11 protein-coding genes, 1 pseudogene and 1 riboswitch are annotated in these 13,447 nt (G+C 72.3%); of the genes and pseudogenes, 1 reads left to right on the top strand and 11 read right to left on the bottom strand.

Annotated elements, in window-relative coordinates:
- Positions 1 to 201: 201 nt before the first annotated feature.
- The 3 genes and pseudogenes from RTG05_RS19900 to RTG05_RS19890 form a co-directional block, all read right to left on the bottom strand.
- Entirely contained in the window at positions 202 to 831 is a 630-nt protein-coding gene (locus RTG05_RS19900) for a copper chaperone PCu(A)C domain-containing protein (RefSeq protein WP_166526559.1), read from the bottom strand.
- Positions 832 to 1,643: 812 nt separating this feature from the next.
- Positions 1,644 to 2,367, bottom strand: a pseudogene (gene pgl, locus RTG05_RS19895) (6-phosphogluconolactonase).
- Positions 2,364 to 3,527 carry a glucose-6-phosphate dehydrogenase assembly protein OpcA gene (locus tag RTG05_RS19890; protein WP_166526558.1) on the bottom strand — a complete coding sequence of 388 codons (1,164 nt, stop codon included), beginning with the start codon at positions 3,525 to 3,527 and terminating at the stop codon, positions 2,364 to 2,366. The pseudogene pgl and the gene RTG05_RS19890 overlap by 4 nt, the downstream one beginning before the upstream one ends.
- A 902-nt stretch (positions 3,528 to 4,429) precedes the next feature.
- On the opposite strand from RTG05_RS19890, the gene tkt reads away from it, so the two are divergent.
- On the top strand, positions 4,430 to 6,670 hold the full coding sequence (gene tkt / locus RTG05_RS19885) for a transketolase (RefSeq protein WP_166526557.1): 2,241 nt from the start codon (positions 4,430 to 4,432) through the stop codon (positions 6,668 to 6,670).
- Positions 6,671 to 6,845: 175 nt separating this feature from the next.
- On the opposite strand, the gene thiD is transcribed toward tkt, so the two are convergent.
- The 8 genes from thiD to RTG05_RS19845 form a co-directional block, all read right to left on the bottom strand.
- Positions 6,846 to 7,664, bottom strand: a complete 819-nt coding sequence (gene thiD / locus RTG05_RS19880; protein WP_166526556.1) for a bifunctional hydroxymethylpyrimidine kinase/phosphomethylpyrimidine kinase — start codon at positions 7,662 to 7,664, stop codon at positions 6,846 to 6,848.
- Positions 7,661 to 8,248 (bottom strand): thiamine phosphate synthase, encoded by a 588-nt coding sequence (locus RTG05_RS19875; RefSeq protein ID WP_166526555.1) that lies wholly within the window; start codon positions 8,246 to 8,248, stop codon positions 7,661 to 7,663. Before RTG05_RS19875 ends, thiD begins: the two co-directional genes overlap by 4 nt.
- Positions 8,245 to 9,075, bottom strand: a complete 831-nt coding sequence (locus tag RTG05_RS19870) for a thiazole synthase (protein ID WP_166526554.1) — start codon at positions 9,073 to 9,075, stop codon at positions 8,245 to 8,247. The genes RTG05_RS19875 and RTG05_RS19870 overlap by 4 nt, the downstream gene beginning before the upstream one ends.
- 7 nt (positions 9,076 to 9,082) lie before the next feature.
- Positions 9,083 to 9,280, bottom strand: a complete 198-nt coding sequence (gene thiS, locus RTG05_RS19865) for a sulfur carrier protein ThiS (protein ID WP_166526553.1) — start codon at positions 9,278 to 9,280, stop codon at positions 9,083 to 9,085.
- Positions 9,271 to 10,437: a glycine oxidase ThiO gene (gene thiO, locus RTG05_RS19860; RefSeq protein WP_166526552.1), complete on the bottom strand. Its 1,167-nt coding sequence runs from the start codon at positions 10,435 to 10,437 to the stop codon at positions 9,271 to 9,273. Before thiO ends, thiS begins: the two co-directional genes overlap by 10 nt.
- Complete coding sequence (gene thiE / locus RTG05_RS19855) at positions 10,434 to 11,198, bottom strand: thiamine phosphate synthase (protein ID WP_166526551.1); 765 nt, start codon at positions 11,196 to 11,198, stop codon at positions 10,434 to 10,436. The genes thiO and thiE overlap by 4 nt, the downstream gene beginning before the upstream one ends.
- Positions 11,195 to 12,574: a purine-cytosine permease family protein gene (locus RTG05_RS19850; RefSeq protein ID WP_166526550.1), complete on the bottom strand. Its 1,380-nt coding sequence runs from the start codon at positions 12,572 to 12,574 to the stop codon at positions 11,195 to 11,197. Before RTG05_RS19850 ends, thiE begins: the two co-directional genes overlap by 4 nt.
- Positions 12,563 to 12,675: riboswitch (TPP riboswitch) on the bottom strand. It overlaps the preceding gene by 12 nt.
- 564 nt (positions 12,676 to 13,239) lie before the next feature.
- Positions 13,240 to 13,443, bottom strand: a complete 204-nt coding sequence (locus RTG05_RS19845; protein WP_166526549.1) for a DUF5999 family protein — start codon at positions 13,441 to 13,443, stop codon at positions 13,240 to 13,242.
- Positions 13,444 to 13,447 lie beyond the last annotated feature (4 nt).

Below are 13,447 nucleotides of genomic sequence, written 5' to 3'. Positions count from 1 at the left end.
CGAGCCTGGCCCCCAGTCCCGCGCCGCGTGACGTCGCCGAGTCGCCGGCCGAGGTGCCGCCGGGGGATGGGTGGCCAGCGTGGCCGGCCGGTCGCGGCGCTGCAGTGCGGCGCACGTCGTGTCCTCCCTCCTATCGTGTCCTCCCTCCTGAAGACTGTGCCCGCTCCCAGACCAGGGCAGACGCCACTGGGGCGGTGCATGTCAGTGCGGCTGGAAGGCGATGATCGGCTCGCGGGGGAGCGGCTCCGGCGCCGGGGCCACGATGGCGGTAACCGTTGTCTGGCCGGCCCGGGCGAAGGTCAGGGTCAGCTGAACGGACTGTGCGGCATCAATGGGCGCGGTGAGCCCGGTCAGCACCACCGAGGGACCCCCCATGCCGACGAAGACCGCCTCGTCGGCAGGAATCGGGAGATTCATCGCACCGGCCGAACCCGAAGACTCGCCGGCCGTCGAGGACGCACGGTCCGCGTGCAGTTGGGCGGCGGGTGCGTCGGAGGCGATGACGGTAGACGCGGCAGGCGTGGAGGGCTCCCCGTTGACCGTCACGCCGGTGAAGAAGTCACCGGTGATGCTCAGCAGCTCATCGTCTGCCCAGCCACTATTAACAATCGCCATCATCAGTTCCGCCTGGTCGCCAGGTCGGTAGACGCCCTCGGGGGGATAAGCCAGCCGTACGGCGCGGATGGTCACGTCGCCGACGGAACCGAAGCCGCCGGTCTTGTCCCGATCCTGTGTCGCTGTCTGCGTCACCTGACCGGCGCTGCATCCAGTGAGCACCATCAAGACCAACAGACACAACGCGATGGCGACCTGCTTGACGGCCCTGCTCATGGCCCTCAACCCCTTTCCGGCTCTATGGAGAGAAAAGGTCCAGCGCGGGCGGAGCCAGCGTCACAGTGAACAACGCCGCCGTGATGGCTAGCCCCGGTCGACGATCGGCCGTCCTGGTCGACTCACCCGGGCCCCGGCCGCCGACCAGCCGCGCGATTCGCTCAGCGGTCGGCGGGTGTGTCATGAACAGCACCGAGAACGACCGCCCGCCGCCGTGAAGCGGATTGACGACGTACTTCGAGGCCTGTGCCGGGTCAACCGGCATCGGCACGTATTGACGAGCAGCCCGCCAAGCCCGGCCAACAGCATGGCCGTCTTCACACCATTCCAGCCGACGCGCGCGGTCGAGAAGTAAGAACGACGGCGAGGCGGTGGCAGGCAAGAAGACTGGTCGCCGGACTTCGTCCCTCGACACCAAGTCATCTGCGGTGCGAACTCCGAGTATGGCGTGGACCCGCGGAGTGCTGTGGCCATCTGTCCCTGCTCTCACCATGAATCCCCCGGCTCGGTCGCGCTCACGACAGTGCCGCTCCCTCGCCTCTACGGATACCTCGCCTCTACGGACGCCTGAACCGATTGCCTTGTTCCCGGACGGCGGACGTCAGCGAATGCTCCGATGCGGGGTGGAACGGCTGACCGTTCGGGTAGTTCCGATGTCTTCTAGCTCCTCTCTGCTGCCGCGTCGAAACGCCTTTGGAGACGGCGCGAGACGCAACACCGTGCCGGCAAGAAGCCTTTTCACGCTTTCCAGCGGCCGCATCGAGCCACCAGCGGGTGGCGTTGATCCCGCGCACACCGGCCGCGGGAACCGACTACGGATCGGCATCGGCCAGGGCGGCGGCGACGGCAGCCGCCTTGGCCCGTCCGGCGGCCAGCAGCCACACCTCCGCGGCGGAGTTGACAGTCGGGAACGTCATGCTCAAGCGGGTCGGCGGTGGCTTCGGACAGTTCCGCACGGCGACCACGGCCGCGGTTGTCCCGGGCTGCGGCAGACCCAGGGAAGATCGAGGCCACATGTCCTTCGGGGCCCATGCTCAGCAGCAACACGTCGAAGCGGGGGAGGACCTGCCCAGCCGGAGCTGCCGCGGCCAGCTGCCCGGCGTACCAGGCAGCGGCGTCCTCGGGGCCAGGGAACCCGGCGTCCGAGGCAGGCATGGGATGTACCCGCTCGTCCGGGACACCGACCGGGTCCAGCAGCGCCTGACGGGCGCCCAGCTCGTTGCGACGAGGGTCGCCGGTGGGAACGAACCGCTCATCGCTCCACCACACCTCCACCGCCGACCAATCGACCGGCTCGTGTCTGGGTGCAGGGGGCAGGGTGGGGAGCTGCGTCAGGACGGCCGTTCCGATGCCGCCGCCCGTGAGCACCAATGATCCGGTGCCGTACACCGACTGCGCCGTGGCCAGTCGGGCGGTCGATGCCGACGCGACCGTCCGGGCCAGCCGCTCGGGGTCGGGCAGCGTGAGCACCTCCGGCCCCGGCCGGCCGGCCCCGCACGCCCCGGCCCGGACCCGGTCGGCAGCAGGGGGGCTCATCGGTGCACGGGCTCCTCTTCACGGGGGTCCTGATCGCGCCGGGCGGCGGTCTCGTCGGCGTTTCCGGCGCTGCCAGCACCGGCCCTCGGAGGACGTCGGGTGGTCGATCCGCCGCCGTTCCGATCCGGAAGATCAGGCTCGCCGGCCGTGTCCTTGTGCTTGTCCGTGCGCTGCGTTGGCTCCACCCAGATGTGCTGGCGCACCGGGGAGCGGCTGGCCAGACCGGTTCGGCCTGTGGCGACCTCCAGTGCCTGGCTGTAGGGCTCATCGGCGTCCAGCCGCCGCAGCTCTTCCCCGAGCAGGTCGCCGAGCCTGCGCTCAGGCAGGGTCACAGTCGAGCCCGCCCGAAACGATTGGGTGATGACCGCACTGCCGCGATGGTCGGTACGAATACGGAGCGCCTCGTTGTCGTCGAGGTGCAGCGTGACCGCGTCCAGGCCGCTCGATCCGGTTGCCCGCCGGTCACCGACCACCTCGATGGCGCAGCCGCAGCGCCACGACAGCCAGCCCGACACGAGCGCCGCAGTGGCGTTGTTCGGATCCCCCTCGATCCGACCTCCCAGCAGCCGCAGCGGCTCCCTTCGGCGAGCAGACGCTGCATCGAGCGTTGAGGTGAGGATCGCGCGCCACGGTGTGCTGCGGGTCCATGTGAGATCGGTGTCCCCTGGGGCGTAGTCATCGGCGCGCGCACGCAACGCGGCCAGAGGATCCTCGGCCCTCGCGCAGTCGGTGATCCGTCGATCGGCGATGACCGCGAGCGCGTCCGTGGCCAACTTCTGCGGCGGCGGGGTGTGCCACCACGTCACCACCGGCACGTCCGCGGCCAACAGCGGGACCACGACCGACTCGGCATGCAGACCGAGCCGGCCATACATCCGCATCACCACGGCCTCCCCGGGACCCAACCGGCCCCCGACGAGCACCTCGGCGTCCAGACGCGGAGCCGGGGCATCGATCTGCCGGCGCACCACGACCAGGATCCGGCAAGGATGCTGAGCGGCCGCTACCGCGGCAGCCTCCTCGGCCTCGGCAACCCTGGGCTCGTCAGCGACAACAACCAGGGTGAGCGCGACACCCGAGATCACCGCACCGCCGGTGCGCCGTTGCGCGGCGAGCTCATTCACGATCGCAGTGCCGGTGGTATCCCACAGCGTCGTCATGGCGCTTCCTTACGAGACAGCATCGTTCGACGCAACCAGTGCCCAGATCCGCCTCGCGGGACACTGGCCGACACCAACACGTCCTTGTCGACCGAGCCCGCGCTGAACCGTCTCCGGCGCCCCTGGGGGCTCAGCGCGAGGCCTGGACCCGGAGGCAGGGCCGAGGACGCGTTCCCGACGCCATCACGCCAATGCCGCCGCACCGCCCGAGACGAATGCGGCCCGTCACAGGAACCCGTTCCCGTGCGGTCCGCTGCGGTACCCGTCCGAGGATGAGAGAGAACCATGTGGTTGTCGATGTGGAGACCACAACCCCCGGGCAGCCGTTGTACTAACTGCGGAGCGGCGTTGGCACCCGATTGGATCGGGGAGGAGGCCACGGCCCTGCTCCCGAGGCGCGAGGGAAGGAACCCGGCGAGCCGTTGCCCACCGGCGGTGAAGCCCGTTAGCCGGCGGCAGGCGAACTTCACCGTGACGGCAATCGCTTCGCCGTCCATGACGTCGGCAGCCTCAACGGCACCGACGTCAACCGCCCGGTCGCCGCACATGGCGGCACTTGCCTGCGGCGACGAGGTTGCACTCGTCGCTTTTCCGGCTCCTCTGCCTCACTGAGTTCTCGTCACTGGGTCCTCGTCGCAGGCTCGGCAATCTACGGCGCCGCCGACCCCGCACAGGCGATCGCCGAGCTGCGCAACCGTGCCACGCTCCGGCGCGGAGGAGCCGTGCGCCGCCACCGCTGACGCTGCTGTGCGTCGTCGCCCATGGTGCATGAGCCAGCGCGGCCCCTCACGCGCAGGATGCAGGAGTCGGGCTTCGCCGCATAGTCTTCACCGGCTCGGGCGGCTGGCTCGCGGCTGGCCACCCAGAAGGTTCCGCTGGCCGATGCGAGGGAGCACCAGTCCATGCCCGCCGATGAGTCCGATCGCCGCAGCGCGACCAAGAGCACGCATCCCGAGGCACCGGCCGAGGCCGCCAGCAACGCCCCCACCGGTCGCCCGCGCCAACCGCACCCGACCTTGCCGGAGGACTTCGGCGAGCTCGACCGGCGGGCCATTGACACCGTCCGCGTGCTGGCCATGGATGCGGTGCAGAAGGTCGGCAACGGCCACCCCGGCACCGCGATGAGCATGGCTCCGACCGCCTACCTGCTGTACCAGAAGTGGCTGCGGCACGACCCCGCCGACCCGCACTGGGTCGCCCGCGACCGGTTCGTGCTCTCGATGGGGCACTCGAGCCTGACCCTCTACATCCAGCTGTACCTGTCCGGCTACGGCCTGGAACTGGCGGACCTGCAGGCGTACCGGACCTGGGGCTCACGCACTCCCGGACATCCCGAGCACGGGCACACCCCCGGCGTGGAGACGACCACCGGCCCGCTGGGGCAGGGCGTGGGTAACGCCGTGGGGATGGCGATGGCCGCCCGCCGTGAGCGCGGCCTGTTCGACCCCGACGCGCCCGAGGGCGAGAGCCTGTTCGACCACACCATCTGGGTCTTCGCCTCCGACGGCGACCTGGAGGAGGGCGTGTCCGGCGAGGCGTCGTCGCTGGCCGGCACCCAGCAGCTGGGCAACCTGGTGATGGTCTACGACGACAACAGGATCTCGATCGAGGACGAAACGACCGTCGCCTTCACCGAGGACGTCGCCGCGCGCTACGAGGCCTACGGCTGGCACGCGCAGCACGTGGACGACGGCGAGGACCTGGCCGCGGTCGACGCCGCGCTGGCCGCCGCGAAGGCGGAGACCGGGCGGCCGTCGATCATCGTGCTGAAGACGATCATCGCCTGGCCGGCACCGAATAAGCAGAACACCGGCGCCGCGCACGGCTCGGCGCTCGGCGAGGACGAGGTCAAGGCGACCAAGCAGCTCCTCGGCTTCGACCCCGACAAGAACTTCGACGTCGCGCCCGAGGTCATCGAGCACGCCCGCAAGGTCGTCGGCCGGGGCCAGGAGTCGCACGCCGCCTGGCAGGCGCGGTTCGACGCCTGGAAGCAGGCCAACCCCGAGGCCGCCGCCCTGCTCGAGCGCATGACCACCCGGTCGCTGCCCGAGGGCTGGGCGGAGAAGCTGCCGAGCTGGGACGCCGACCCGAAGGGCGTCGCCACCCGCAAGGCCTCCGGCGAGGTGCTCGCCGCCCTCTACCCGGCGCTGCCGGAGCTCTGGGGCGGATCGGCCGACCTGGCGGAGAGCAACAACACCGCCGTCAAGGGCGAACCGTCGTTCCTGCCGGCGGACCGGCAGACGAAGATGTGGTCCGGCGGCCCGTACGGCCGCACGCTGCACTTCGGGGTCCGCGAGCACGCGATGGGCGCGATCATGAACGGCATCGCGCTGCACGGCGGCACCCGCGTCTACGGCGGCACGTTCCTGACGTTCTCCGACTACATGCGCGGCGCCGTCCGGCTGGCCGCGCTCATGCAGCTGCCGGTCACCTACGTCTGGACGCACGACTCCATCGGGCTCGGCGAGGACGGGCCGACCCACCAGCCGATCGAGCACTTCGCGGCGCTGCGCGCCATCCCGGGCCTGGACGTCGTCCGCCCGGCCGACGCCAACGAGGTCGCCGTCGCGTGGCGGACGATCCTGGAGCACAACGACCGCCCGGCCGGTCTGCTGCTGTCGCGGCAGAACCTGCCGGTGTTCGACCGGTCGCAGTTCGCCTCGGCCGAGGGCGTGGCCCGCGGCGCGTACGTCCTGGCCGACGCCTCGAATGGCAGCCCGGAGGTGATCCTGCTGGGCACCGGCTCGGAGGTGCAGATCGCGGTGGCCGCCCGCGAGCGGCTGGAGTCCGAGGGCGTCCCGACCCGGGTGGTCTCGGTGCCGTGCGTGGAGTGGTTCGCCGACCAGGACCAGGCCTACAAGGACGAGGTGCTGCCGCCGTCGGTCCGGGCACGGGTGAGCGTGGAGGCCGGCGTGCCGATGGGCTGGCGGGAGTTCGTCGGCGACGCCGGCCGCATCGTCGGTCTCACCCACTACGGGGCCAGCGCCGCCTACACCGTCCTGTACGAGGAGTTCGGCCTGATCGACGAGGCGGTCGTCGCCGCCGCCCGCGAGAGCATGGAAGCGGCCCACTCCGGGAACGCGGCGCCGGCAGGCCCGGTTGCTGCGACCGGGGGCCTGCCGCACCCCACCGGCGGCCGGTGACCCGCCACCCCATCGGCACTCGATCGGACGACCGGCCGTTGTTCGGGCTGCCACCGGCGTCGCCGACCTCGGGCTGAGGTCAGCCGTTCAGGACGCGTGCCTGGCGCCGTCTCCGAACTGCCGAACTCCCGGTCGAGCGCTCTGCTCGTGTCGCTTCTCGAAGCCGGCGCGGTGCTCAGCGGGATCGGCGCGACGTCGACATGAAGTGGTCGAGCGGTCCGTGTCCATGCCCGAGCCGCCAGGCGGCGCCGCCGACGATGGCACGCGTGACGAAGTCCTTGGCGGTCGTGAGGGCATCACGGACCGTCGTGCCGGTCGCCAGCGCCGCGGCGGTAGCTGAGGCAAAGGTGCAACCGGTGCCGTGGTTGTTCGGCGTGTCGATCCTCGCCCCGCGGAGCTCGTAGACCGCTTCGCCGTCCCAGACGACGTCGACCGCCTCCTCGGCCTCGTCGGTGACCGGGTGGCCGCCCTTGACCACGACGGCGGACGGGCCCAGGGCGCCAAGGGCACGGGCCGCCTCCTGTTGCTCGGCCAACGTGCGGATGGGGACGTCGAGCAGCACCTCCGCCTCGCGCAGGTTGGGGGTGACCACGGCCGCGTGCGGAAACAGGGCTGTCCGGTACAGCTGCTCGGCCTGCGGTTCGAGCAGCCGGTCCCCACTGGAGGCCACCATGACGGGGTCGACCACGAGCCGGGGGAGTCGGCCGGCCGCGGCGAGGTCGGCGACGGACTGCACGTTCTCGGCCGTGGCCAGCATCCCGGTCTTCACCGCCGCCACGGGGAGGTCGTCGAGCACCGCGTCCACCTGGGCGAGGACGAACTCCGCCGGTACGGGGTGGATACCGCGGACGCCGCGGGTGTTCTGGGCGGTGAGTGCGGTGATGGCCGAGGTGCCGTAGACGCCGAGTGCGGCGAAGGTCTTCAGGTCGGCCTGGATGCCGGCGCCGCCGCTGGAGTCCGAGCCGGCGATGGTGAGCGCCACCGGTGGGGTCATGCGGCCGCGTCCTGCAGGGCGGCGAGGTAGGCCGAGACGGTCGTCGGGCTGCGCATGATCGGCCCCATGACGGCGATGCCGTGCGCCCCGGCGGCCAGGCAGTCGGGAACGTCGGCCGGCCGGATGCCGCCGAGTGCGTAGGCCGGTGGCGCCCCGGTGATCAGCGAGGCGAGCCCGGCCGGTCCCAGCGCCGGTCCGTATCCGGGCTTGGAGTCGGTGGGGAAGACCGGGGAGATCATCACGTAGTCGCAGCCCTCCCGGTGTGCTCGTCGCAGTTCGTGGCGGCAATGGCAGGAGCGCCCGACCAGCGCCGGCCGCGGACGCGGCAAGGAGTCGGCCGCGGCGAGGTGGACGGCCTCGGCGCCGGCGCTGCCCGTGGCGCCGGCGCGGATCAGCACGCCGTCGACCGGGGCGAGCAGCGGGCGCAGCTGCTCGGCCAGGCGGTCGCGGTCGTCGTCGGGCAGGTCCTTCTCGCGGAGCACAATGGCTCGGGCGCCGCTGTCGACGGCGGCGGCGATCGTGTCGACCAGCGACCCGGAGCACTGAGTCCGGTCGGTGAGCACCAGCAGTGGGGGCAGCCTCACAGCTCGGGCAGCCCGTCCATCGGGGTGGAGGCCTGGGCGTGCCAGCGGCGCGGGATGCGGCCGGCCCGGCGGGCCAGCCGGCCGGCTTCGACGGCGTGGCGCATGGCCAGGGCCATCTGTTCGGGATCGCGGGCCCGGGTGACGGCGGAGGTCAGCAGGACCGCGTCGCAGCCCAGCTCCATCGCCAGTGTCGCGTCGGAGGCGGTGCCGATGCCGGCGTCGAGCACGACCGGCACCTCGACCGCCTCGCGCAGCAGGGCGATGTTGTGCGGGTTGCGGATGCCCAGGCCGCTGCCGATCGGCGAGCCCAGCGGCATGACCGCGGCGCAGCCCGCGTCGCCCAGACGGCGGCCCAGGATGGGGTCGTCGTTGGTGTAGGCCAGCACCGTGAACCCGTCGGCGACCAGCTGCTCGGCGGCGTCCAGGAGCTCGACCGGGTCGGGCAGCAGGGTGGTCTCGTCCCCGATCACCTCGAGCTTCACCCACGGGGTCTCGAACGCTTCACGGGCCAGCTGCGCGGTGAGCACCGCCTCGCGCGCGGTCTGGCAGCCGGCGGTGTTGGGCAGCAGCCGCACGCCGCACCGGTCGAGCACCTGCAGCAGTGCGCCGCCGGGCACGGCCTCCATCCGGCGCAGGGCCACCGTGACCAGCTCGGTGCCGGAGGCGCGAACCGCGCGCTCGAGCACCTCCAGGCTGGGCGCACCCCCCGTGCCTAGCAGCAGCCGGGAGGTGAACGTCGCGCCGGCCACCAACAGCGGGTCGGTGTTCTCCGGACCCGCTGTCGCCGACCGCAGGTCCGGGGTGGTCGGTGCCGTGAGTTCGGTCATCTGCTGGTCACCCTCCTGCCACTGCGGTGAGGATCTCGACGTCGTCGCCGGCGGCGAGCACGGTGTGGGCCCACGCGCTGCGCGGCACCACGGTGCGGTTCACCGCGACGGCGACGCGGCGCTGCTGGGCGTGTCGGGCCAGCAGCTGGGCCACGGTGGTGCCCTCGGCCAGTTCGGTGGGCGTGCCGTTGACGGTCAGCTGCAACTGTGGTCACCTCCGGAGGCCTGCGCGGCCGGGGTGCGGTCAGGGGGCCGCAGGCTGGCTCGGTGTGGGGTGAAGGGCACGGCGAGCTGGGGAAGTCGGCCGGAGATCAGCAGGTCGGTGATCACCTCGGCGGTGACCGGGGTGAGCAGCACGCCGTTGCGGTAGTGGCCGGTGGCCAGCACCAGCCCGGGGAGTTCGGTCGGTCCGAGCAGCGGGGCGTTGTCCGACGTGCCCGGCCGCCACCGGGCCAGCACCTCCACCAGCTCCAGTTCGCTGACCGCCGGTACGACCTCGATCGCGTCGCGCAGCAGGTCATGCACGGCGCCGACGGTGACGGTGGCGTCGAAGCCCCGGTCCTCGACCGTGGCGCCGACGACGAGCCGGTCCTCGGCGTAGGGCACCAGGTACACCTGCCGGCCGCGGACCAGCGCCCGGACAGTCCCCGCGAGCAGGCCGGCGGCGCCGCGCAACCGCAGGATCTGTCCCTTGACCGGGCGCACGCCCACCGCAGGCATGCCGGGCAGCGCGCCGGTGCGCGCGCCCAGCGCCGCCACGACGGTGTCGCCGCGCACCTCGGCTCCGTCGGCCAGCTGCAGGCCGGTGACCCGGCCGCCGGTGACGCCCAGTGCGGCGATCCGGGCGCGCCGGATCCGCACGCCGGCCGCCTGCGCCGCGGCCAGCAGTGCCGCGTGCAGCGACCGCCCGTCCACCGAGTGGTCACCGGCCACGGCCAGGCCCCCGCGCAGCCGGGGGGTCAGCGAGGGCTCGCGGCGGCGCACCTGGCGAGGGGTGAGCCGCTCGACGGCCAGCCCGAGCTCGTCCTGGTAGGCGTGCAGGTCCTGCAGTGCCCGCATGTCATCGGTGTCGAAACCGACGACCACGGTGCCGGCCGTGCGCAGCCCGACGTCGATTCCGCTGGCCGCCTGCACGTCAGTTACGAATGCGGGAAACCGTTGCAGCGAGGCCTGGCACAGCGCCAGCAGCGCCTCCTCGCCGTAGGTGACCTCGCTCACCGGCGCCAGCATCCCGGCCGCTGCGTAGGAGGCGCCGCTGCCCGGCGCCTCGTCGATCACGGTCACTGGCAGCCCGCGCTGCGCGCACCGCCAGGCCACGGCCAGCCCGATCAGGCCACCGCCGGCGACCACAATTTCGCTCATCGGGGCCCCGACCGCCGGCCGCGCTCGGCCGGGCCTGGTTCCGGGCGTGGTGGTCGGCTCTGCGGCGCGCCCCCGAGCGCGGCCAGCAGCGCCCGGGTGGCCAATCCTGGATCCGGCGCGTCGGACACCGCGGAGACCACGGCCACCCCGGCGGCCCCGGCTGTCAGCAGCGCGGGGATCCGGTCGGCGGTGATGCCGCCGATGGCGATCACCGGAACGGCGACCGCTTCCGCGACCGCCGCGACGCCGTCGACACCCAGCGGGTCCGGCAGCCCCGGCTTGGTTGCGGTGGAGAAGGCCGGGCCCACCCCGAGGTAGTCCGCGCCGGCCGCCACCAGCTCGGTGGCGGCCGCGGCGGTGCGCGCCGTGCCACCCAGCAGATGGGCCGGCCCGGCGACCGATCGCGCCGCGGCCACCGGCAGGTCCCCGGCCCCCAGGTGGGTGCCGGCTGCGCCGACGGCCAAAGCGATGTCGACCCGGTCGTTGACCAGGCATGTCGCTCCCCGTCGGCGGCAGACCTCCACGACCCGGGCGGCGAAGTCGTACAGCGCCCGGTCCGGGCAGAACTTCACCCGGACCTGCACGATCCGCGCGCCGGCCGCCACCGCCGCGGAAACGACAGCCAGGGCGTCTCTGCCCTCGCGGGCGTCGGTCAGCACGTGTAGTCCGCTGATCCGCCGGCGAACCTCGGCGCCCCGGTCCGGGTCGACCGGAATCGGTGCGTTGGTCCGGCCGGCGGCGAGCACCCGGCGGCCGGTCATCGGACGGCCTCCGATCGGGCGAGCGTGGACCGGGGCCGCCGGCGGCGGGCGAACAGCCCGCCGAGCAGGCAGAGCAGCGCGGTGAGGACGGCGGCCACCGCGAGGCTGACCAGCGACGCCGACCAGCCGTTGGCCGGATCGATGCCCAGGTCGGCCTGGCGGGCGGCCCACCACGCCGTCCAGCCGGCGCCCGGCCCGGTGAAGAAGGTCGGCAGGGTGAGTTGGTAGGCGACGAAGCCGGCCGCCCACGCCAGCAGCGGCCCCGGGCGCGCCGGGGCGGTGTCCGATACGTCCCAGCCGCCGCGCGGCAGCAGCCAGTAGGCGACGACGAACACCCCGACGAGCGGGACGAACACTGCGCCGATCAGGAATAGGAACGGCTCGTAGGCGACCAGGTCCACCGCGAGTGCGAGCCCGGTGGCCACCAGCCCGACGCCTGCGGCCAGCACCCGGCGATCGAGGCGACCCACGATGTTCTGCGCCGAGACCGCAGTGGAGTAGACGTTGGCGAAGGCCTCGTCGACCTCGACCACCAGCAGCACCAGCACGGCCAGCAGTCCCAGCGGCACGGCCAGCAGCGCGTCTACGACGTCCAGACCGCCCCGGCCGTAGGCGACCAGGGCCAGCACACCCAGGGTGAACAGGGCCACGGTGGCCATCCCGTAGCCGACAGCGACACCGGCGAACGCCGCCCGCCCGCGCCGGACGTGCCGGGTGTAGTCCGCCGCCAGCGGAAACCACGAGACCGGCAGAGCGATCACGATGTCGGCCGCGGTCCAGAACGATCCGGCTCCGCCCTCGGTGACCGGCGGCAGCGGCCGGGAAAGCACCTCGGCGAACAGGTAGACGATCGCGGCCAGCGCCGCCCACACCGCGTAGCGCGCCAGCACCCGCACCGCCCCCAGCGGGCGCAGCGCCATCAGCGTCGCGAGTGCGCCCGCGACCAGCACGAACGGCCAGCGCGGCGCACCCAGCGCCCGCGAGGCGGCCTCGGCGATGATCCACACCTCGAACGCCGCCCAGCCCACGCACTGCACCACATTGAGGGCGGTCGGCAGCCAGGAGGTCCGCCGGCCCAGCAGCCCCCGCATCAGCACCATCGCCGGCACGCCCTCCCGGGCGCCGGCCGCCGCGCCCAGGCCCAGCAGCACCGAGCCGATCACCGCACCGGTGACGATCGCGCCGATCGTCACCGACAGCGGGCGGTCGGCGAGAACCACGTACGTGGCCGCCACCGGCAGCAGCAGGCTGATCCCCAGGCTGCCCCACAACCCCACCGTCTCCCCGAGGCCCAGCATCCGCGGCGGCGGCTGCGACAGTGTGATCGGGGCATCCCCCGACGACGTGGTGGCACCGACGGCGCCCGACGGGCTCATGCTCGCTCCCTACGCCGGCATTACCCGGTCAGGTTCCAGCGGTCGGCGGCACATCAGCCGCCCTCTCAGCCCGGTTGTTCCGAGCTCCCGCACATCGCCCTTGCAGCCTAGCGAGGCGTCTACTCCCCGGGTACCGCAGGGCCAGGGGGATAGAGGTTCACTGGCACTCCTGGTGTGTTCTTCAGGGACAGTGGCGATTCGCAATAGGCCTGAGCTGTCGACGGCACGACAGTCATCTCGGCTCGAGGATCCTCACGTCGACGAGCACCACCAGAGTGACTCATGGGCGTGAAGCGGACGAACCTGCCGACATTGCGGGAGAGCCTGAATGCCACCACGGTCTCGGCCACATCGAGGTCTTCAACGGCATCGGCGCATGACGCAGTTCGAAAGCCGCTGCTGCGTCTAACTAGCGGCAAGGTTCGGCGATCTGCCCCTGCACGTGGACAGGACGGTTGTTCGCACTCAAGGGAGGATGAGAGTGGCGGGTCAGGCCACAACGAGTGGTCCCCCCGCGGATCCCAGGCCTCGGCCCATGTCCAGGTGCCCCGCAGTCACTTGCCAGGGGGCCTGCTTTGCGCTCTCCTCGAGCCGGGCCGGACACGCCGGATGTCGTGCCTGGACAGAGCTGAGACGGGTCGGCCCGCGGCGGGCGCAGGCGGTGCTCAGCGACTGGCTAGCTCCGGCCTGAGCCAGGTGTGGTGGTGCCGGACGGCCCTGCCGTCGGGGAGGAGTTCCCTGTCGTCATCGAAGAGGATCACGCCGTTGCAGAGCAGGTTCAAGCCCTGCTCGGGATGGGCGCTGACGGCAGCCGCCAACTCACCCGTGTCGCTGGTCACGTGGGGCCAGGGGGTTCCGTGTCGGCACATCGGG

Origin of the sequence: Geodermatophilus sp. DSM 44513 (assembly GCF_032460525.1) — a bacterium.
Classification (GTDB): Bacteria; Actinomycetota; Actinomycetes; order Mycobacteriales; family Geodermatophilaceae; genus Geodermatophilus.
The sequence above is the reverse complement of the archived record's forward strand: the minus strand, read 5'-3'. Positions and strand labels throughout refer to the sequence as shown.

Bases quoted from the DNA above. Each gene is read 5' to 3' on its own strand.
- RTG05_RS19900 (WP_166526559.1), bottom strand. From the start codon at position 831: ATGAGCAGGGCCGTCAAGCAGGTCGCCATCGCGTTGTGTCTGTTGGTC.
- RTG05_RS19890 (WP_166526558.1), bottom strand. From the start codon at position 3,527: ATGACGACGCTGTGGGATACCACCGGCACTGCGATCGTGAATGAGCTC.
- tkt (WP_166526557.1), top strand. From the start codon at position 4,430: ATGCCCGCCGATGAGTCCGATCGCCGCAGCGCGACCAAGAGCACGCAT.
- thiD (WP_166526556.1), bottom strand. From the start codon at position 7,664: ATGACCCCACCGGTGGCGCTCACCATCGCCGGCTCGGACTCCAGCGGC.
- RTG05_RS19870 (WP_166526554.1), bottom strand. From the start codon at position 9,075: ATGACCGAACTCACGGCACCGACCACCCCGGACCTGCGGTCGGCGACA.
- thiO (WP_166526552.1), bottom strand. From the start codon at position 10,437: ATGAGCGAAATTGTGGTCGCCGGCGGTGGCCTGATCGGGCTGGCCGTG.
- thiE (WP_166526551.1), bottom strand. From the start codon at position 11,198: ATGACCGGCCGCCGGGTGCTCGCCGCCGGCCGGACCAACGCACCGATT.
- RTG05_RS19850 (WP_166526550.1), bottom strand. From the start codon at position 12,574: ATGAGCCCGTCGGGCGCCGTCGGTGCCACCACGTCGTCGGGGGATGCC.
- RTG05_RS19845 (WP_166526549.1), bottom strand. From the start codon at position 13,443: ATGTGCCGACACGGAACCCCCTGGCCCCACGTGACCAGCGACACGGGT.